Annotated in this window: 18 protein-coding genes and 1 other RNA gene; 6 read left to right on the top strand and 13 right to left on the bottom strand. The window is 45.0% G+C overall.

Annotation, left to right across the window (positions count from 1 at the left end; all coding sequences use genetic code 11):
* Nucleotides 1–107: 107 nt before the first annotated feature.
* The 4 genes from FIV04_RS03295 to FIV04_RS03280 are packed head-to-tail and all read right to left on the bottom strand — an operon-like array spanning nt 108 to nt 3,057.
* Complete coding sequence (locus FIV04_RS03295; RefSeq protein ID WP_152468258.1) at nt 108–557, bottom strand: prepilin-type N-terminal cleavage/methylation domain-containing protein; 450 nt, start codon at nt 555–557, stop codon at nt 108–110.
* Nucleotides 547–1,893, bottom strand: coding sequence for a hypothetical protein (locus FIV04_RS03290; RefSeq protein WP_152468257.1), 1,347 nt, complete (start codon nt 1,891–1,893; stop codon nt 547–549). The genes FIV04_RS03295 and FIV04_RS03290 overlap by 11 nt, the downstream gene beginning before the upstream one ends.
* The gene (locus tag FIV04_RS03285; protein WP_253895371.1) at nt 1,890–2,525 is read right to left on the bottom strand and encodes a PilW family protein; all 636 of its coding nucleotides are present in this window, start codon (nt 2,523–2,525) and stop codon (nt 1,890–1,892) included. Before FIV04_RS03285 ends, FIV04_RS03290 begins: the two co-directional genes overlap by 4 nt.
* Nucleotides 2,509–3,057 carry a GspH/FimT family pseudopilin gene (locus tag FIV04_RS03280; RefSeq protein ID WP_152468256.1) on the bottom strand — a complete coding sequence of 183 codons (549 nt, stop codon included), beginning with the start codon at nt 3,055–3,057 and terminating at the stop codon, nt 2,509–2,511. The genes FIV04_RS03285 and FIV04_RS03280 overlap by 17 nt, the downstream gene beginning before the upstream one ends.
* Nucleotides 3,058–3,159: 102 nt before the next feature.
* On the opposite strand from FIV04_RS03280, the gene FIV04_RS03275 reads away from it, so the two are divergent.
* The gene (locus FIV04_RS03275; protein ID WP_152469519.1) at nt 3,160–3,597 is read left to right on the top strand and encodes a type IV pilin protein; all 438 of its coding nucleotides are present in this window, start codon (nt 3,160–3,162) and stop codon (nt 3,595–3,597) included.
* 127 nt (nt 3,598–3,724) lie between these two features.
* Here FIV04_RS03275 and dnaJ read toward each other — a convergent pair whose 3' ends face one another.
* From dnaJ to grpE, 5 genes are all read right to left on the bottom strand, one after another.
* On the bottom strand, nt 3,725–4,870 hold the full coding sequence (gene dnaJ / locus FIV04_RS03270; RefSeq protein ID WP_152468255.1) for a molecular chaperone DnaJ: 1,146 nt from the start codon (nt 4,868–4,870) through the stop codon (nt 3,725–3,727).
* A 300-nt stretch (nt 4,871–5,170) separates the two neighbouring features.
* Nucleotides 5,171–7,084: a molecular chaperone DnaK gene (dnaK, locus tag FIV04_RS03265; RefSeq protein WP_150871198.1), complete on the bottom strand. Its 1,914-nt coding sequence runs from the start codon at nt 7,082–7,084 to the stop codon at nt 5,171–5,173.
* Nucleotides 7,085–7,434: 350 nt separating this feature from the next.
* On the bottom strand, nt 7,435–8,472 hold the full coding sequence (locus FIV04_RS03260; protein ID WP_152468254.1) for a polysaccharide lyase family 7 protein: 1,038 nt from the start codon (nt 8,470–8,472) through the stop codon (nt 7,435–7,437).
* 265 nt (nt 8,473–8,737) lie between these two features.
* Complete coding sequence (locus FIV04_RS03255; protein WP_032551372.1) at nt 8,738–10,012, bottom strand: dicarboxylate/amino acid:cation symporter; 1,275 nt, start codon at nt 10,010–10,012, stop codon at nt 8,738–8,740.
* Nucleotides 10,013–10,335: 323 nt separating this feature from the next.
* On the bottom strand, nt 10,336–10,917 hold the full coding sequence (gene grpE / locus FIV04_RS03250) for a nucleotide exchange factor GrpE (protein WP_032551370.1): 582 nt from the start codon (nt 10,915–10,917) through the stop codon (nt 10,336–10,338).
* A 143-nt stretch (nt 10,918–11,060) separates the two neighbouring features.
* Here grpE and nadK point away from each other — a divergent pair, with 143 nt between their 5' ends.
* Nucleotides 11,061–11,945, top strand: coding sequence for an NAD(+) kinase (gene nadK / locus FIV04_RS03245; protein WP_032551369.1), 885 nt, complete (start codon nt 11,061–11,063; stop codon nt 11,943–11,945).
* 443 nt (nt 11,946–12,388) lie between these two features.
* Here nadK and FIV04_RS03240 read toward each other — a convergent pair whose 3' ends face one another.
* The gene (locus FIV04_RS03240; protein WP_152468253.1) at nt 12,389–12,673 is read right to left on the bottom strand and encodes a GIY-YIG nuclease family protein; all 285 of its coding nucleotides are present in this window, start codon (nt 12,671–12,673) and stop codon (nt 12,389–12,391) included.
* A gap of 611 nt (nt 12,674–13,284) precedes the next feature.
* Here FIV04_RS03240 and recN point away from each other — a divergent pair.
* Nucleotides 13,285–14,949 carry a DNA repair protein RecN gene (recN, locus tag FIV04_RS03235; protein WP_032551368.1) on the top strand — a complete coding sequence of 555 codons (1,665 nt, stop codon included), beginning with the start codon at nt 13,285–13,287 and terminating at the stop codon, nt 14,947–14,949.
* A gap of 167 nt (nt 14,950–15,116) precedes the next feature.
* On the top strand, nt 15,117–15,476 hold the full coding sequence (bamE, locus tag FIV04_RS03230) for an outer membrane protein assembly factor BamE (RefSeq protein WP_032551366.1): 360 nt from the start codon (nt 15,117–15,119) through the stop codon (nt 15,474–15,476).
* Between the two features lie 72 nt (nt 15,477–15,548).
* Here the strand turns inward: bamE and FIV04_RS03225 are convergent, their stop codons facing one another.
* Entirely contained in the window at nt 15,549–15,857 is a 309-nt protein-coding gene (locus FIV04_RS03225; RefSeq protein ID WP_032551365.1) for an RnfH family protein, read from the bottom strand.
* A 2-nt stretch (nt 15,858–15,859) separates the two neighbouring features.
* Entirely contained in the window at nt 15,860–16,288 is a 429-nt protein-coding gene (locus tag FIV04_RS03220; protein WP_032551364.1) for an SRPBCC family protein, read from the bottom strand.
* Between the two features lie 118 nt (nt 16,289–16,406).
* On the opposite strand from FIV04_RS03220, the gene smpB reads away from it, so the two are divergent.
* Together smpB and ssrA are read left to right on the top strand one after the other, a co-directional pair.
* Nucleotides 16,407–16,892, top strand: a complete 486-nt coding sequence (smpB, locus tag FIV04_RS03215) for an SsrA-binding protein SmpB (protein ID WP_032551363.1) — start codon at nt 16,407–16,409, stop codon at nt 16,890–16,892.
* A 67-nt stretch (nt 16,893–16,959) separates the two neighbouring features.
* Nucleotides 16,960–17,326, top strand: a transfer-messenger RNA (tmRNA) gene (ssrA, locus tag FIV04_RS03210).
* A gap of 64 nt (nt 17,327–17,390) precedes the next feature.
* Here ssrA and FIV04_RS03205 read toward each other — a convergent pair.
* The gene (locus FIV04_RS03205) at nt 17,391–19,274 is read right to left on the bottom strand and encodes a RimK/LysX family protein (RefSeq protein WP_152468252.1); all 1,884 of its coding nucleotides are present in this window, start codon (nt 19,272–19,274) and stop codon (nt 17,391–17,393) included.
* Nucleotides 19,275–19,477: the final 203 nt, after the last annotated feature.

Genomic DNA, 19,477 nt, shown 5'->3' with positions numbered 1-19,477 from the left:
TTCCATATACAGTTTTTTAACTAGCACGTAAACAATGTCCGAGGAGTGAAAATTATCAATATTGAGGCGATAGGGAAAGGAGTTCGGTTAAACGTTTGCGTAGTGAATCAGTCAAATTCACTGTATTTAGAGAGCATAGTTTTGAGCGTTATACGTTGCGTCTGACTCATTCGATCTTGCCATGCAACGGTGATAGTAATGTTGCGCAGAGCACTCGACAAAGCACCATCGGCATTTTCAACAGAACAACTGAGTGAGTATTCAGAGCCTGATAAACCAGATAACGGATTAGCACTATCGGTGTTGAGACAGTGATTTGACTGATGAAGTTCCGAGAAACGAATCAACCCCACTGCCTCACTAACATTGTTCGCCCGTGTACGGTAATACTCCAATTGCCTTTCAGCAAAATGCAGTGCTTCCACACTCTGGATCGCATAGTCCGCTTTCTGCTCAGTATAGGTCTGTAACTTGACCATACCTAACGCCGCCACGCCCACCAACAGAAAAGAGATAAGCACTTCAAGTAAGCTAAAACCGCTTTGGTTAGAAGTCATTCCAAGAGCCCTTTTTCCATTGATAGATTGACGGTGGATCGGTTGGGTTCGCACTTGAGCGATAATAGAGATCCATATCCCCCACGATAGTCGATACCCCGCCCTTTACGTCAAAGATAAGTCCACCAGCGGGTAGCCCTGAGGCAAATTGGATCCCTACTGTTTTTTTCTCCACCGTGGGATCATTCAGTGGTTTAACAAACGGTGTAAACGCACTGGGTGTCGAAGAGGTGGTTATCGACTCCCAAAAGTCATCAATACGAGATTTGGTTGTGCTATCGGCGTAATCGACAAGGTGATAAATCACGCCGTTATATGTCATCGCACCATTCAACGCAAAAGCGCCGTCGTGAATCACCAGTAGTTGAGCATTATTAAGATTGGCTGCTACTGAGGCGTTGATATGACAGTTGCCCTCAATCCAAAGCCCCTTTGTTTGCCCGGCAGTGAAATGATTCATGATTTCACTGCCACAGTCGGTTGGGTTGAGCAGTTGAATTTGCCTAAACTTGTCCGAATCTTGCGAGAGTTCGAGAATGTTCTGCTCTGTTTTTGGTATGCCAAAGAACGAGTAGAATGGGTCAAGAGTCGGGTCTGGATTGAAGTCTTTCTTGAACGGCGCTGGATTGTTTTTTTGATAGTAATCAGGTGCGTAGATCGAATAGGTTGTGCCTGTCGCGCCTTTGGCTATTTCAGTTTTGTAGTCGGGGTGACAAACACCGTCAAAGCCAGAGAATGGGCCATCAACACTTGGATCTTTCACTTCTAAGCCTAATACCTGCCCTGAGTCACCATGGGTCGAGTCATATTGATAGGTAAAAAGGTCGCCAAAAGCGATGCTGATGCACTCATGCTCATTGCCATTGATTGGCGTCTCTTTGGCTGTTGGTTGGAGGGTTAGAGTACCAATCACCTCGATAGGACCCGTGGATTGAATCGCCCCAGCTCCGAGTAAAGAGCTATCCCGCAAAGTTTTAGTGACTCGATAACGATCAAGAGCCGCTTCGACAACATGACTACCACTTACCGTGCCATTACGCGTAGTGATCTTTGGTTGCTGATCGTAGGGACTACACCAATCGATAAACTCCGAAGGTTGAGACGATGGCCCAACGATATCTGAGACTTGTTTACCCGTTTCGCGTAGATAACTAAACGTGCACTCCAATCCCCCCTCCGCTTGCCAGTGATCTTTGCGCGCTTGAACCTCATTTTGCGCGCGCTTGATTTGATAGTAAGTGGTTTTGAAACTGCCAAGAGAAACAATCAGCACACCAACTAGCAGAATACTCACTAACAACAGCGTGATCGCTCCTCGTTGCTGTTTGCTCGTCATTGCCAATTCCTTTGTACAACGGATGTCATCACTTTCTGGCTCTGATCCGCATTCACTAACGACGCCTCAAGCGTCACGTCGACCCTTTGCGAACTCGCCTGACTGCTCGATAGATCTTCTACAGATACCGAAAACGCATCTACCTGAATTTGTCGCTCGAAGAACAAGCTTTGACACGTCATCGTTACATCTCCGCTTGTATTGCTGAATGGCTTTTCATCGATAGCCAAAATATCTGTAGATTCCCCTAGGCAGTAGTTGAGCTTGTTGTCTTTGAACTGATAAACAATGTTTCGGTAAGCAGACGAGGCACTATTTTGCAGATACACAAAGCCAAGATAAGCCTCATCGGCACTGACTTGCTGGGTATAAATTGTATTTGATGCCCCAGACAACTTTAGCGATTGGCCAGCATCGGCGTTATATCCAGCACGCCAAATCTCTTCTTTCATCATTTGAGTCGTGGAGAACAAGTTCTGTGATAGGAGCAGCTCTAGGCTTTTCTCTGAGCTGAGTCGCTGGTTAGTGATGAACACACTACCAATCGTCCCGATTACAATCACACCGATTGCAGAGGCCACCATCATCTCAACCAAGGTACTACCTTGAGCAGACTTAATTGCAGATCTCATAACCATAGTGACCAATACTATTGCGTCCATCGCTGTTTGGATCGCTACTGCAAACCCGAATGCGCCCTGTTGTGTTTGATGCTTTAACCGAGAGTTCTTCAGACGGTGCACTCACCGAAGCCATAGTGACGTTGCCGTTGATAAAACGCCCCCTTACTCCGTCAATCGAGATTGAATTCTGATTTAAAAAGCTGAATGACACTTTGATATCTCGATAGGCTGAGCCATCAAGATGCATCACCACATTATCTGGAACATACGAAGCGGTAGTACTCACCACCAAATCCCACTCACCCTCTGAATCCTCAATTGCACCTAACGCATCCGAAACCAAAAAGAGCAGGTGCAGTTCTTGATTACGGGCAATCGCTTCCGAGCGCGCAGTCACCAAGAGGCCATGAACCTCAGGGGCGAGCCTTTGAAGTTTGGAAGACGCCAACAGAGAGCTAAAACTCGGGGCAGCCGCAGCCAACAGTACTGAAAGTACCACGACAGTGATCAGCAGCTCTAGAAGCGTAAACCCGCGAGTCATTTCCCAAATCCTTATGTAATAGATTGCGTAAGCATATTTAATCTTGCACCGATGCTATCACCGAAGAAAAATAGCCTGACCAGTGAAAAGGAAGTCCTCGTGATGATTCGAAAAAATATATGCAACAGCAACAACATACGTTTACAAGGAATGACATTGATCGAGTTATTGATTGTGGTTGCCATCATCGGGATCTTGGGTGCTATTGCCTATCCAAGCTATACCAATCATGTTTTAAGCGGTCATCGCGCCGCTGCTATCTCCGACATCGCACGCATACAACTAGAGCTAGAGGCGAGTTACGATAATGGTTATGACTGGAGTAGTATCATCTCAGGGAGCAATTGCTTAATTTGCGACACAGACAACTCACGCTTTTCATTCAGTGTTGCCAGTTCAGCTTCGGCGGCTTATACGATTACCGCCACACCACAGTCAGATGTTGGGCAAGATAAAGATGATTGTTTTGATGGAGTTAGCCCCAAAGTGCTGACCCTCAACAACGCCAATATTGAATACCCAGAGGCTTGTTGGATGTGAAGACGGTATTAGGCAAACAGAGATAAGAAGCTAGATTTGAGGTACAAAAAAGCCTGCTACATGAGCAGGCTTTCGATTTTCGTCATTAAGTTAAAATATCAATAACTTAAGAGTTCAATCACCTAAATTACTTAGTTAGGTCATCGAAGAAGTTTTTCACGCCGCTGAAGAAACCTTCAGACTTAGGCTTGTGCTTACTTGCCGCTTCGCCGCCACATGTTTCTTCAAACTCACGTAGAAGTTCTTTCTGACGAGAGCTTAGCTTAACAGGTGTCTCAACCACTAGCTTAACGATTAGGTCACCCACACCGCCGCCACGAACGCCTTTCACGCCCTTGCCACGCATACGGAACATACGGCCCGTTTGTGTCTCTTCTGGCACCTTAAGGTTTACACGACCGTCCAGTGTAGGAACTTCAACTTCACCGCCCAGAGCAGCCATAGAGAAGCTTACTGGTACTTCGCAGTAAAGGTTATTGCCGTCACGTTCAAAGATGTTGTGCTCTTTTACATGAACTTGTACGTACAGGTCGCCTGCTGGAGCACCTTGCTCTCCCGCTTCGCCTTCGCCAGATAGACGGATACGGTCGCCCGTGTCCACGCCAGCTGGAATCTTAACGTTAAGTGTTTTGGTCTTCTGCTTACGACCTTGGCCATGACAAGAGTTACATGGGTCTTTAATGATCTTGCCTTTACCGTTACACGTTGGACACGTTTGTTGAACCGCAAAGAAGCCTTGACGCATTTGAACTTGGCCGTGGCCATGACACGTGCCACAAGTTTGCGCAGAAGAACCTTTCTTCGCACCGCTACCGTCACATACGTCACACTCAACTAGCGTTGGTACTTCGATCTCTTTAGATACACCACGAACTGCTTCTTCTAGAGTCAGTTCCATGTTGTAGCGTAAGTCTGAACCACGTTGTGCACGTTGCTGACCGCCACCACGACGACCACCACCGAAGATATCGCCAAACACATCACCAAAGATGTCACCGAAATCACCATGACCGCCGCCAAAGCCACCGCCACCGCCCATACCGCCTTGTTCAAAGGCTGCGTGACCATATTGGTCGTAAGCGGCTTTCTTTTGAGAATCGGTAAGGATCTCGTACGCTACTTTTACTTCTTTAAACTTTTCTGCTGCGCTTTCATCACCCTGGTTACGGTCTGGGTGGAACTTCATTGCTAAGCGTTTGTACGCCTTTTTAATATCGCGCTCTGATGCATCACGGCTAACGCCTAATACTTCGTAAAAATCACGTTTTGACATGTTCTAAGTCACCAAATTTATTGCCACTACCAAATTACTTCTTTCAGTAGCTTGTGTATCAATCTAGATAAAGGTTCGAGATTCGAGATTCGAGATTCGAGATTCGAGATTCGAGAGCCATTATCTAGATTGACAGCCTAAATACAAATTTACGGGCGTGAGAGTTACCTCTGACGCCCGTATTAATAAGTCTTCGAGACAAATTTCTAAGCAGATAGCTTGAGTTCTAGGAGGAAGCGCGCAGCCTACGCTAGTAGGTGAGCACTTCCGACAACGAAATCAGGCTACTCTGCGACGAAATTATTTTTTGTCGTCTTTAACTTCTTCAAACTCAGCGTCAACAACATCGTCGTCTTGCTTAGGTTGCTCACCTGCTTCAGCACCAGCTTGTTGAGCTTGAGCTTGCTGTTGAGCGATTTCCATTAGCTTCTGAGCTGCTTGCATAAGTTCTTGAACTTTAGCATCGATCGCTTCTTTGTCGTCACCAGACTTAACTGATTCTAGAGCTGCGATAGCTGCTTCGATCTTCTCTTTCTCGTCTGCAGGTAGAGCTTCACCAGCTTCTTCTACTTGCTTCTTAGTACCGTGAATCATTTGGTCAGCTTGGTTACGTGCAGTTACTAGCTCTTCGAACTTCTTGTCCGCTTCTTTGTTAGCTTCTGCTTCTTGTACCATTGCTTCGATCTCTTCCTCAGACAGACCGCCTGATGCTTGGATAGTGATCTTCTGCTCTTTACCAGTCGCTTTATCTTTCGCAGATACGTTTAGGATACCGTCAGCATCTAGGTCAAAAGTTACTTCGATTTGTGGCATACCACGTGGTGCTGGTTGGATACCTTCTAGGTTGAACTGACCAAGAGACTTGTTGTAAGTCGCTTGCTTACGCTCACCTTGTAGTACGTGGATAGTTACCGCGCTTTGGTTGTCTTCAGCTGTAGAGAACACTTGATCCGCTTTTGTAGGGATAGTTGTGTTTTTCTCGATTAGCTTAGTCATTACGCCACCCATCGTTTCGATACCGAAAGATAGAGGAGTAACGTCTAGAAGTAGTACGTCTTTAACGTCACCAGCTAGTACACCACCTTGAACTGCAGCACCCATTGCTACTGCTTCGTCAGGGTTCACGTCTTTACGAGCTTCTTTACCGAAGAATTCAGCAACTTTAGCTTGAACCATAGGCATACGAGTTTGACCACCAACTAGGATAACGTCAGTGATTTCGCCTACAGATAGGTCAGCATCCGCTAGAGCAACTTTTAGAGGCTCAAGAGAACGTTGTACTAGGTCTTCAACTAGAGACTCAAGCTTCGCACGAGTCACTTTGATGTTCATGTGCTTAGGACCAGTCGCATCAGCAGTAACGTAAGGTAGGTTTACGTCAGTTTGAGTAGTAGAAGAAAGCTCGATTTTCGCTTTTTCTGCTGCTTCTTTAACACGCTGCATTGCTAGTGGATCAGTCTTAAGATCGATGCCTTGCTCTTTCTTGAACTCGTCTACTAGGTAGTTGATCATGCGGTTATCGAAGTCTTCACCACCTAGGTGAGTGTCACCGTTAGTAGAAAGAACTTCAAATGTCTTCTCGCCTTCAACTTCGTCGATCTCGATGATAGAGATATCGAAAGTACCACCACCAAGGTCGTATACTGCGATAGTGCGGTCACCACCTTGCTTGTCTAGGCCGTAAGCTAGAGCAGCAGCAGTTGGTTCGTTGATGATACGCTTAACGTCTAGACCAGCAATACGGCCAGCATCTTTAGTTGCTTGACGTTGTGCATCGTTGAAGTAAGCAGGAACAGTTACAACAGCGCCAGTTACTTCTTCACCTAGGAAGTCTTCAGCTGTTTTCTTCATCTTCTTAAGTACTTCAGCAGATACTTGAGGAGCAGCCATTTTTTGGCCTTGCGCTTCTACCCATGCATCACCGTTGTCAGCCTTAACAATGTTGAAAGGCATGATTTCGATATCGCGTTGTACTTCTTCATCTTCAAAACGACGACCGATTAGACGCTTGATAGCGAATAGTGTGTTTTGAGGGTTAGTAACAGCTTGACGTTTTGCAGGTTGACCAACTAGCGTCTCGCCTTCTGTGTATGCGATTACTGACGCAGTTGTGCGTTCGCCTTCCGCATTCTCGATTACGCGTGGTTTGTCGCCGTCAAGAACAGCAACACAAGAGTTAGTAGTACCTAAATCAATACCAATGATTTTACCCATCAGGCTATCTCCGAAATAATTCTATTTAGTTTTTGCTATACCCACATATGTGGGGGTGGTTACCGGGGATTCAACCCCGACACACAAAATTAAAGTGCAAATGTAATTTGCTTTCGTATGCACCATAGATAAGGGCGGCAAACTGGTTTTCAAGGGAATAGGTAAAAAAAATCTATTTTTTTCTCCATCTTTTTTCATCAAGGTAAAAAGTGAGCGATCCCTTGCCAGTTAAGGCTCTAAAGTTGAGAAAGCTTCGCATTTAACACCACATTAAAACCTCAGCCATATTCCTCTTTCCATAAAAAAGACCTTCATATAGAAGGCCTTTTAAAATAAATATTTATTGAGGATTACTGATTTAAGACCAGTTGATAAAAACTGGCTTTGGTGTAGTCGCCCGCATCCATACCGCGCCATTCACACGCTGAGCTCGACTTCTTCGTATTACATTGATTATAAGCGCCCGCTTTAAAGTACATCCAGTCCTGACCATAACCTAAGTCAACATCATGGCCTTGATATTTGCCCGCCGCTAAATCTACTTCGTATGTTTTCACTACTGGTGAGTCCGAGTTTGGATTCTTAGTGAACGTTAGGTGCATAATGGTATCTTTGATATCGACATCGTAAGAGAAGAGTTCCCCCAGCTTAATGCCATCAACTGGGTCTGCACTGCCCTTCTTCAGGTTGTATTTACCAAATACATCGTGGCGAATATCTTTACGCAGCTTCTTACCATTTTCATCTTTGGCATTCTTTAGCTCTTTTGGTGGGTTTAATTCGTAGTTCCACGTTAATGAACCATGCTCATGTTCTGGCAATTTACGATAAACAATCTTCAGTGGTTCATTGTCTGAACCGTGGATCTGACCAATCACGACAGAGAACGCACCTGTCTTTTTATAGTTGCCACTGGTACTCACTTGGTCAACCGACAGTGTTGCCGTCATCTGGCCACCAATTGAACCATAATCCTTGGCATTGCTATGGCTCGACACCACGAAGTTGTTGTCTGGCGCAGCGTAGTCATCACCTAACATTGCACGCAATTCGCTTCGGGTGTTCTTACTATTTGGTGTAGTTGGTGCTGTATTTGGTGCAACAAACACCATCGCACCAGTCTCTTTATCTGTGTAGAACCATTCAGGGTGGACATAAGGTGTCTCTACATTAGCAAGCTCACTCTTGGCGATCTCTAAGGTTTTGCCTTTGCGAGGGCCTTCGGTAGTCAGCTCTGGCAGATTAATTTTCCATTTAGAAAGGTCAAAGTTTTGCGCTGGCGCTTTTGCAGGATCAAGATTGAATTGGCTCGCCATATCAGTATCAGCGGCAAGAGCAGGTGTCGCCAAAACAGCAGCAGTAATTAAGCTAAGGTAGGACAACTTCATTTTATTTTCCTTAATGTCGTCTGAATGTAGGTTGCCAGAGAATATAAAATACTATTGTATTATTATATGTGATCAATATTAGATATTTACAGAGCCGTGAATCATTTTGATGTTGTCATTCACAAAACTGACGAATGGTCTTTCCTTACCTTAATCTCTATTCAGATTTTCAGCTCGCTATCGCACCGCTTCTATCGGCAAACTGCAGACGAAAAAAAGCGAGGCACTAGGCCTCGCTTTTAGGATTCAGTTCAGAGTTTTCTGATTAAGCTTCTGCTTTGTTCAGCTCAACTTCTTTGTCTGCTTCTACACCGATTTCGTCTTCAGACTTAGCAACAATTGTGTTTACTGCTGTGTCACCAACTACGTTAGAAGAAGTACAGAACATGTCACAAATACGGTCAACAGCTGCAACGATTGCTAGACCTTCTGGTGGTAGACCTAGTTGGTGCAATAGAACACCTACCATTACTACACCGCCACCTGGAACACCACCAGCACCGATAGACAGTAGCAGGATAGTTAGACCAAGAGTAAAGATGTCTGCAGTGTTGATTGGCTGACCAAATGCGTTAGCTACGAACATAGTTGCTAGTGCGATGTAGATAGATACACCAGACATGTTCATTGTTGCACCTAGTGGTACACCGAAGCCCGCTACAGATTTAGAAACATTCAGCTTCTCAGTAAGAGTACGCATTGTTACAGGGATTGTCGCGTTCGAGCTTGCAGTAGATAGTGAGAAAAGAATTTGCTCACGAGTTGCACGTAGGAACTGTTTTGGAGAAATGCCTGTGAACGCACCAACCATTGCTGGGTAGAAGAAGAAAATCCAGAACACTAGCATTGCAACAACAAGTGCTACGTAACCTGCTACCGACATTAGCGTGTTTGCGTCAAGCGTTGCGCCTAGTTGAATCATAAGAGCGAATACACCGTATGGCGCTAGGCTCATTACAAGGCCGATAAGCTTCATCATGATTTCGTTAGCCATCTTGAACGTCTTGATAGCTGGGCCACCACGAGAATCAAGAGCTTGGATAGCAAGACCAGTTAGAATCGCCATGAAGATGATTTGAAGCATGTCGCCGCTTGCGAACGCTTGTACTGGGTTGCTAGGAACAATGTTCACAACCAGAGAGAAGATGTCTGGAGTTTCAGTTGTTGTTAGAGCAATCGTCTCAGAAACCGTACCCGCTAGGCTAGCACCCGCACCCGGTTGGAAGATCAAACCGATAGTTAGTGCAGCAGAAATCGCGATGATGGTGTTGATAATGTAAAGAGCAAAGGTTTTACCACCAAGACGACCAAATGAACGGATATCTTTCAGTTCAACGATACCGCAAACGATAGATACGTAAACAAGTGGAACAACAAGAAGTTTAATTAGTGAAACGAACATACCACCAGCGCCTTCCGCAGCACCAAGTAGGTAAGTGTCAAAGATCGCAATACCGCTGAATAGGTACTGAATTGCAGTACCGATAAGTAGGCCGGCAAACAAACCTACAAATATTTTACTTGAGAGCGATTTATCCATCGTTTATCTCCAGTCTGTTATGTTTGAAAAATGTACTTTTATAGTTATATATACGAGTGATATCTCGATATGGCCGGAGATTTTACATATCAAGATAACAATTGAAAGTATTATTTCACATATTAATTACAAATGTGACATCAGAGCAATTATTTAAAAACAACTAGTTTCATAAAATATTACACTAACCACCTGAAATCGCTAAAATAAAAAGAACGACATACTCAAAACGATTTTTTTGCCTATTTATTGGCCTGTCGCTGTTTTAAACACAAAAAAAGAGAGGCCGAAGCCTCTCTCTGTTTTTCACATGGTTCAGTGATTTATTTTGAAACCATAACCATTGCTGGACGAATCACACGACCGTTTAGCTCGTAGCCTTTCTGCATTACGAACATTACTGTATTTGGCTCGTGATCTGGGCTCTCTTGAATCGACATTGCTTGGTGAAGCTCAGGGTTGAATGCTTCGCCTTCAGGGTTGATCTCTTTAAGACCAAACTTAGCCACTACGTCTACAAACGTTTTGTGCGTAAGCTCAACACCTTCAAACAGTGGCTTAACCACTTCGTTGTCAGCGTCTGCAGCTTGCATTGCACGCTCTAGGTTATCGATAACTGGTAGCAGCTCTTCAGCAAACTTGTTTAGAGCAAATTTACGCGCTTTATCGATCTCTTGCTCAGTACGGCGGCGCATGTTTTCAACTTCAGCTTTCGCACGTAGAACAGAATCTTGCTGCTCTTTTACTTTCGCTTCGCTCGACAACAAAGCTGCTTCTAGTTGAGCGATCTTTGCTTCTTGCTCGTCAGCAGCTTCTTCAGTTTGCGCTTCTGCTTCAACTTTCTCTGCCTCAGCAATGATCTGATCTAGCTCTTCTTCCGTTACTTTGTTTTCTTCGTTGCTCATGATATCTCCAGAATTCAGTTTTCTATGCCAGTGAGCGGCGTATTAGCGCCCGATTTGATATAAAACACTCGCATAGTCATTCAACTTGCCTTTATTATGGGGATGAAGAATTTTGATTCAAGCCTAATTCGTTTGGAAACCTTATGAAAAAGCCATTTGAAGTCATCGCCATCATTGGTAAACCTCGAGATCAACAAGCAATTCAGACTCATAGAGAGCTGTATCAGTGGTTAAGTGCTGAAGGCTATCAAGTGTTTGTTGACGACAGATTAGCCAGTATCTTAGACGATATCCCTAAAGAACGATTCTCTAGCTTAGTCGAACTCGGAAAGCGAGCAGATTTGGCGGTGGTTGTAGGCGGTGATGGCAACATGCTCGGCGCTGCGCGAATCTTGTCTCGATTCGATATCTCAGTGATTGGTGTAAACCGTGGCAACCTCGGCTTCTTGACCGATCTTAACCCAGAGAATTTCCAATCAGCGTTAACTGATGTGCTTAATGGTGAGTTCATGGAGGAAGAACGATTCCTACTTGAAACCGAGATCCATCGTCATGGTCAAATAAAAAGCCACAATGCAGCCCTTAACGAAGCAGTACTCCACCCAGGTCAAGTGGCTCACATGATCGAGTTTGAAGTCTACATTGATGATAGCTTCGCCTTCTCACAACGCTCAGATGGCTTGATCGTATCAACACCCACTGGATCTACTGCCTACTCACTGTCTGGTGGTGGCCCGATCCTGTCTTCAAGTTTGAATGCTATTTCTTTGGTGCCGATGTTCCCGCACACCCTATCGAGCCGACCTTTAGTCGTTGATGGCAAGCGCCACATAAAACTGATCGTCTCCCCAGACAATCGCGGCACTCAAGAAGTAAGCTGTGACGGCCAAATTTCTCTACCAGTTTCGCCGGGCGACGAGATCCATATCTACCAAAGCCCGAACGTCCTTAAGCTGATCCACCCTAAGGATTACAGCTACTACCACGTTCTACGAAACAAACTCGGTTGGTCGAGTAAGTTGTTCTAAGCACACACCGAAAAAATGAAAGGTTAGCGAGATGCCAGCCTTTTTTATTACACAGAGATTCCCTACTACGCTCCTTCGTCGCTTTAGGGAATGACGTGAATCATTCGCAAGCAACTAAAACCAATGTCATTCCAGAACCGAGGAACGAGATGTCTGGAATCTCACTACGCATCAACTTCAAACAAAAAAGATTCCCTACTGCGCTCCTCCGTCGCTATAGGGAATGACGTAAGTCGTTCGTAAAGCACCAAAGCCACCATCATTCCAGAAACGAGGAACGAGTTGTCTGGGATCTCACTACGCATCAACTTCAAACAAAAAAGATTCCCTACTGCGCTCCTCCGTCGATATAGGGAATGACATAAGTCGTTCGCAAAGCACCAAAGCCACCGTCATTCCAGAAACGAGGAACGAGTTGTCTGGAATCCATTCATCCGGAGCAATTAAATCTTTTCATATAGCTCTAACCAATCAGGATTTAAGCTACTAATTAAGTTCTCTTTCCATTGACGATTCCACTTCTTCAATTGTTTTTCGCGCTCTATAGCATCTCTAAACTCGTCAAAAACCTCGAAATAAACTAACTTGTGGACGTTGTACTTCTTAGTGAAACCCTCCACCTCTCCTGTCTTATGTAGCCAAACCCTTCGCTTGAGGTTTCCAGTAATACCAATATAAAGAACGGAATGAGTACGATTAGTCGTTATGTAAATAGCAGGCTGCTTCATAAGCACTTCCATGTGTTTTTTTTCAAGCTATCAGAAACTTTCAAATCAAAAGTGCTAGATAAGTACTAACTAAAACCCAAAAAGATTCCCTACTACGCTCCTTCGTCACTTTAGGGAATGACATGAGTCACTCGCAGACAACTAAAACCAACGTCATTCCGGAGCTGGGGAACGAAGTGTCTGGAATCTCAATACGTATTAACCTCACACGAGAGAAGATTCCCTACTACGCTCCTTCGTCGCTTTAGGGAATGACGTGAATCATTCGCAAGCAACTAAAACCAACGTCATTCCAGAACCGAGGCACGAGGTGTCTGGAATCTCACTACGCGTCAACTTCAAACAAAAAAAGATTCCCTACTACGCTCCTCCGTCGCTTTAGGGAATGACGTGAATCGTTCGCAGGCAGCTAAAACCAACGTCATTCCAGAAACGAGGAGCGAGTTATCTGGAATCTCTTTTCGCAAATAGACATCAATATCAGGCACCTACAAACGAAGTTTGATTTGATCGAACTCACAAAAAATATTCACCTGTTCACTTTACTGTATAAAGAAACAGTATATACTGAGCTTATATACAGTATTATTCAGTTATACAGGTAAATAAAAATGCTGGCTCATCTAAGTGTTAATAATTTCGCTATTGTTAAGTCTTTACAGCTAGAACTTTCTAAAGGCATGACAACCATCACCGGTGAAACGGGTGCGGGTAAATCTATTGCTATCGATGCGTTGGGCTTATGCCTTGGTGGTAGAGCTGACGCAGGCATGGTGCGACAAGGTGAAGAAAAAACCGAAGTTAGCGCCGCATTTTTACTGGATAACAACTTACATGCGACTCGTTGGCTAGAAGATAACGAGCTACTGGATGGCAGCGAATGTATCCTTCGCCGTACCATCTCGAAAGAAGGCCGTTCACGTGCCTTCATTAATGGCAGCCCTGTTCCGCTCTCACAACTAAAATCATTAGGACAGCTGCTTATTAATATCCACGGTCAGCACGCACACCATCAGTTGATGAAAAGCGACTACCAGATGGCGATGCTTGACCAATATGCAGGCCACCTTAACCTGCTGAAGTCGACTCGCAACGCGTACCAAACTTGGCGTCATGCGGATAACCACCTAAAAGAGCTGCGCGACAACAGCCAACAGAATCAAGCACAGAAACAACTGCTTGAGTACCAAATCAAAGAGCTGAACGAGCTCTCACTTGGGGAGGAAGAATATGAAGAGCTTGAACAAGAGCACAAACGCCTATCCAACAGTGGTGAGCTTGCATCAACCTGTCAGCAAGCTATCGAGCTTATTTACGAAGGTGAAGAAGTTAATGCGCTTGGTATTCTGCAATCGGCCAATCACTCCCTAATTCAGCTGGCTGAACTGGATGAAAGGCTGGCTGAGCTGCCAAACATGCTCTCTGAAGCCATCATCCAAATTGAAGAGACCAACAGCGAGCTAAGAACTTACCTTGATAGCATCGATGTCGACCCAGGTCGTATGGCATTTGTAGAAGAGCGCTTCTCAAAAGTCATGTCGATGTCACGCAAACATCACGTATTGCCGGAAGAGCTTTATAAGCATCACCAAGATCTACTTCAGCAAATTGAAGACTTAGACTGCTCTGATGAAAAACTGGATGAGCTGGCTAATGAAGTTGAACAGCACTACCAAGGTTTTGTTGCTAAAGCGGAGAAGCTACATAAGTCTCGCGTGCGCTACGCCAAAGAGCTCAACAAACTGATCACACAAAGCATGCACGAATTGAGCATGGAGAAAGCGCAGTTCGCGATTGAGGTAAACAACACTAATACTCACCCATCGCCATTGGGTATGGACAACGTGACCTTTATTGTTTCTACCAACCCGGGGCAACCAATGCAGCCAATTGCTAAAGTGGCCTCTGGTGGTGAGCTATCGCGTATCTCATTAGCGATTCAGGTAATCACCGCTCAGAAAGTCGATACCCCTAGCCTGATCTTCGATGAAGTCGATGTTGGTATCAGTGGCCCAACGGCTGCGGTCGTTGGAAAAATGCTGCGTACTTTGGGTGAATCGACACAAGTTATGTGTGTGACTCACTTACCTCAAGTTGCAGGTTGTGGTCACCAACAACTGTTCGTTGCTAAGAGCACTAAAGCAGGAAAAACAGAGACACAAATGCACACGCTTGATGAGCAACAACGTATTTCTGAGCTTGCAAGATTGCTTGGTGGCAGCCAGATCACCGATTCAACGCTCGCTAACGCAAAAGAGCTGTTAATCGCCGCTTAGATTAAACTTTCGCCAAATACCTGATAGTTTTCTGAAAAAGATTGGCAATTTTGCAACTTATTTCAAAATTGCCAGTCATATTAAGTTCAAAGCGCAAGGAGCTTTTTACTTCTTGCTGGAGCTTGTTTATTATCAGGCAGTATTTTAGCGAAGAAAGATCTCAGACTATGCGAATTAAGAAGTGGTTAGTTGCAGTTCCACTTGCACTAACAATGTTGACCGGTTGTTCTCTATTAGAAAAGTTGGTTTATCGAATTGACATCAACCAGGGTAACTACGTTGAACAAGAAGCTGTCGACCAACTGAAATTTGGTATGACTAAGACACAAGTTCGTTACGTTATGGGCTCACCAATGCTGATTGAAAACGGTTACCCAGACACTTGGTACTACATTTACCATCACCAAAAAGGCCACGAAGCTCCGATCCAGAAGAACCTGATTGTTAACTTTGATGCAACGGGAACACTGGTAACCATCAACGGTGACTTTGAAGCGAGTGATGAGTTTTTCGAGAGCCTTCGATAAAACCGCTAAATGCCCCAGATACTAAAAAGCCTGCAACACTGCAGGCTTTTTGCTATTTGAATGTATAACGAACTACTTGGTTGCGGCCGCTTTTGCTTGTTCAGCACGCTTACGACGAATCTCTTTTGGATCAGCCAGCAGTGCGCGGTAAATCTCAATGCGGTCTTTATCACGAACCGTAGCATCCAGTTTCACATTACGGCTGTACACACCAACCTTATTCTTAGATAGGTCTATCTCAGGGTAAAGCTCAAGTACGCCAGACTGGCCGATGATCTCTTCTACCGTCGCGTTCTTGTTCACCACCAGTGTAAATACACGCTGCTCATGTGGCAGAGCGTAAACCACTTCAACGTGGATCATGTCTGATTCAATGCTCATGCTTAGTACACCTGCTTCGCACGCTGAGTAAAGGCGTTCACCATATTGCTGGTGAGCTCATTGAAGATCTTGCCGAAAGCCATTTCAATCATGCGGCTTGAGAATTCAAACTCAAGCTTAAGTTCCACTTTGCACGCTTGATCATCCAAAGGAGTAAAGTACCAACCGCCCTGCAGCTTCTTAAATGGGCCGTCCACCAGCTCCATTAAAATCTCTGCACCTTCCGCGAGGCGATTCGATGTTGTAAATGTTTTGCTAATACCAGCTTTCGATACATCAACCGAAGCCACCATTGCTGAATCTGAAGATTCGATCACACGAGAACCAGAACAACCCGGCAAAAACTCAGGATAACGAGCAACATCATTGACCAAGTCAAACATCTGGTCAGCACTAAATGATACTAATGCTGAACGAGTAACCTTTGGCATATAGACTCCTGTTAAAGACAGCGTTACATTAAACAAACCACAATTTTAATGGTATTGAGCCAGAGCGCAAATAAAAAGGATTCCCCATCTTTCGCGCAATCCGTATAATGAGGCCATTATGGCAAAGAAAAAATCAAAATCAAAAGCGGGTAGTAATACCATTGCGCTAAATAAGAAAGCTCGCCACGAATATTTCATCGACGATGAGATTGAAGCGGGGCTTGAGCTACAAGGCTGGGAAGTAAAATCCCTACGTGAAGGCAAAACGAACATCGCAGAAAGCTACGTCTACATCCGAGACGGTGAAGCATTCATCAGTGGCATGACTATCACTCCACTAACACAAGCAAGTACGCACATTGTCGCGAACCCAACACGTGTCCGTAAACTCCTAATGTCGAGAAAAGAGCTCGACAACCTATTCGGTCGTATTAACCGTGAAGGCATGACGCTAGTTGCAACGTCGCTATATTGGTCTCGCTCTTGGGCGAAAATCAAAATTGGCGTAGCAAAAGGTAAGAAGCTGCACGACAAACGTACTGATATGAAAGAAAAAGATTGGGCTCGCGATAAAGCACGAATTATGAAGAGTAATTTGCGTTAATCTTGAGCACTTGAACTGCACAGTGCTAGACAGGCATAGCTTTTCTGGTACTATGCAAGAACACTTTGGGGCTGATTTAGGATTCGACAGGAATTTTGCAGTCTGAGGTGCATGCCGTGGGGCGGTTGGCCACGTAAAAAGCCGCAAAAAAATAGTCGCAAACGACGAAAACTACGCACTAGCAGCTTAATAACCTGCTCAGAGCTCTCTCGCCCTAGCTTCCGCACGTAAGACGGGGAATAACGAGAGATCAAACCCAAACGCGCTAGCCCGGATTTTCCCACCTGAGAGATGAACGGCGAATTATAATTCAGGTTAGCCTTTAACTAGCGTGTCGGTTCGCAGGTTACTGGTGAATTTAAAGATCGACTAAGCATGTAGTGCCAAGGATGAATGGTTTCTGGACGCGGGTTCAACTCCCGCCAGCTCCACCAAACGTTTGGAAAGGGCCAACTCGCAAGAGTTGGCCCTTTTTGTTTGTCTGGAATCTAGTACCGGTTACTTCTTCTTACCCAACACATAGTCTTCATCACTACTCACAAGCGCACCGTATTTCAGGAAGTTCTTGCCTAGAATCATGCTGTACTCGAAGCGAGAGCGGTCTTGTAGGTTTACTTTCACCTTCTTCTCTAAGTCACCGAGTTTGACGTCCATCTCCACCACAGGGCGAATGTTTACCTTCTCCCCCTTCTTGGCCTTAATGCGCATCACATCAATCACTGGCTTAACAAAATCTTGTTTGTCACCCTGCTTGTTTTGATACGTGAAGCTCACCATATCTTGTCCGTCTTTCTTGAACCGTTTTATGTTTATCGCGTTCATCGAACTCACGTCTGCACCAGTATCTAGCTTAGCGGGGAATGTCATGCCGTTGACTTCAACAAGCTCAACATGTCCAACTTTAAACAGAGGTTCCGCGTTCAAAAGGTAATCGGCGCGGGTGTTAATATACACCCCCTCTTTCGCCATTTTTTTGCCAAGGATGAAGTAAGGTACCTTTTCACTCATGTCGAGCACATCCAGTGCAAACTCTCGCTCACGGGCCTCGCCAGATACCACAAACTCAGCGCTGACGACTGGACGAACATCATCGCCGACTCTCAATTGCTTGATCACCTTCTTAGACACTTTCTGTTGCTCGCCATTGGCATCTGTCAGGAAGAACTCGACCTTAGCTTCATCACCCGCCCCCGATACTTCAAAGCTTTCCACTTTCAAGAGTGGTGTGCTCACAGTGAATGAAGCAACGGCTTTGAGTGGGAAACTATCCAGCGTGATGTCCTCTTCAGGCGAGATAATCAAAGGCTCGTCCGACTTAGTCGCATCTTGGAAGCTCTCGGCACCACTCGATAGTAAGTTTTCGGCGTTACTGTTGATCATGAAGTGCTCGCTGGCGGTCATGGTGCCAATTCTTAGCTGAGAATCACTACCTGAACGATCGCGCAGATACACCAAAATATCTCGCGTGGTGTCTTTACCCAACTCAACAGGAACATACACCAAAGACCTTTGTTTACCGCCTACATTGAGCATACGCACCAGTGGTAGGCTCATCTCTTGTTTCCGGCCATCGTTACTGACCATATCAAAGGTCACTAGATTGCTTTTCTTATCAACATCAATCTCTTCAGCATGTAGATTGCTGTAGCGGTTCGAAAAAGAGAAGCTTGCATTCACTGATAAGCCATTAATGGATACCACTTCCTTTCTGCCTACAACGGTCGCCTTTTCTTGCTCCTGTAGATAATCGTAACCCGCAAACACCAATGCATTTTCGGCCAAGAAGGTTTTACCGATCAAAATGGGCGCAGAAAAGTGGCTTCTATCGGTGAGGTTAACGTCTGTCTTAAGCTCTTGGTCTGCGATTCTGAGCGACATTTTGATGGTTGGGCGCAGTATTGGTGTACTGCTTGTTCGACTGCGGATCATGCTTACACGCTCTAACGGTGCCTCAATCAGCTCCAACTCCCCTGTTCGAGGGTTTTGAATCTTAAACGATACCTGTGTCTCAAAAGATTCGAAGGTACTGGCATCCCAATCACTATAGGCCACGTCGCCATTGTTCAGCACCTCTTCTGTCAGCGCTAGCATCAGCTCTTGGTCTTTTAGGTTTTTGTAATCTGGGTGGGTACTGGTTACTTGAATCTCTTCCGCATGCATCGAAGTGGTTTCCGCGCCTGTGTCGATTTTGCCGATAAAGGGAATATCACTAAGCCCTTCCACTTTAGACAGGTAAACATTCTCGGTACGACCAAGCACCGACTTGCCATCAAGCTCGTAGGTTGGATTTTGCGTGGTAGGTGAAGTGTCAGTTGTTGCCATGGAATAGTGTGAAAAAACGAGTGTACTTAATAGAGTTAAAGCCAAAGGTATCTTTTTCATTAGTTGTTCCGTTGTCATCAGTTCACTAATAATACTGACGTTTTAGCTCAGAGTTCCCGCGTCAGCAGTGGTTCTCACATAACGTTTACGTGGTGACTTTTTCAATGACAAATCGATGACTTAACCGGGGTTAACCTCATCAATTATTGACTTTAGAACAGACCATTTTCATGAAGCATTCAACTAACAATGCAGGTTGATAC

This window comes from Vibrio sp. THAF190c (genome assembly GCF_009363355.1).
Taxonomy (GTDB): domain Bacteria; phylum Pseudomonadota; class Gammaproteobacteria; order Enterobacterales; family Vibrionaceae; genus Vibrio; species Vibrio fortis_A.
This window is presented reverse-complemented; position numbering and strand designations above follow the sequence as displayed.

Bases quoted from the DNA above. Each gene is read 5' to 3' on its own strand.
- FIV04_RS03295 (WP_152468258.1), bottom strand. From the start codon at position 557: ATGACTTCTAACCAAAGCGGTTTTAGCTTACTTGAAGTGCTTATCTCT.
- FIV04_RS03290 (WP_152468257.1), bottom strand. From the start codon at position 1,893: ATGACGAGCAAACAGCAACGAGGAGCGATCACGCTGTTGTTAGTGAGT.
- FIV04_RS03285 (WP_253895371.1), bottom strand. From the start codon at position 2,525: ATGAGATCTGCAATTAAGTCTGCTCAAGGTAGTACCTTGGTTGAGATG.
- FIV04_RS03280 (WP_152468256.1), bottom strand. From the start codon at position 3,057: ATGACTCGCGGGTTTACGCTTCTAGAGCTGCTGATCACTGTCGTGGTA.
- FIV04_RS03275 (WP_152469519.1), top strand. From the start codon at position 3,160: ATGATTCGAAAAAATATATGCAACAGCAACAACATACGTTTACAAGGA.
- dnaJ (WP_152468255.1), bottom strand. From the start codon at position 4,870: ATGTCAAAACGTGATTTTTACGAAGTATTAGGCGTTAGCCGTGATGCA.
- dnaK (WP_150871198.1), bottom strand. From the start codon at position 7,084: ATGGGTAAAATCATTGGTATTGATTTAGGTACTACTAACTCTTGTGTT.
- FIV04_RS03260 (WP_152468254.1), bottom strand. From the start codon at position 8,472: ATGAAGTTGTCCTACCTTAGCTTAATTACTGCTGCTGTTTTGGCGACA.
- FIV04_RS03255 (WP_032551372.1), bottom strand. From the start codon at position 10,012: ATGGATAAATCGCTCTCAAGTAAAATATTTGTAGGTTTGTTTGCCGGC.
- grpE (WP_032551370.1), bottom strand. From the start codon at position 10,917: ATGAGCAACGAAGAAAACAAAGTAACGGAAGAAGAGCTAGATCAGATC.
- nadK (WP_032551369.1), top strand. From the start codon at position 11,061: ATGAAAAAGCCATTTGAAGTCATCGCCATCATTGGTAAACCTCGAGAT.
- FIV04_RS03240 (WP_152468253.1), bottom strand. From the start codon at position 12,673: ATGAAGCAGCCTGCTATTTACATAACGACTAATCGTACTCATTCCGTT.
- recN (WP_032551368.1), top strand. From the start codon at position 13,285: ATGCTGGCTCATCTAAGTGTTAATAATTTCGCTATTGTTAAGTCTTTA.
- bamE (WP_032551366.1), top strand. From the start codon at position 15,117: ATGCGAATTAAGAAGTGGTTAGTTGCAGTTCCACTTGCACTAACAATG.
- FIV04_RS03225 (WP_032551365.1), bottom strand. From the start codon at position 15,857: ATGAGCATTGAATCAGACATGATCCACGTTGAAGTGGTTTACGCTCTG.
- FIV04_RS03220 (WP_032551364.1), bottom strand. From the start codon at position 16,288: ATGCCAAAGGTTACTCGTTCAGCATTAGTATCATTTAGTGCTGACCAG.
- smpB (WP_032551363.1), top strand. From the start codon at position 16,407: ATGGCAAAGAAAAAATCAAAATCAAAAGCGGGTAGTAATACCATTGCG.
- FIV04_RS03205 (WP_152468252.1), bottom strand. From the start codon at position 19,274: ATGAAAAAGATACCTTTGGCTTTAACTCTATTAAGTACACTCGTTTTT.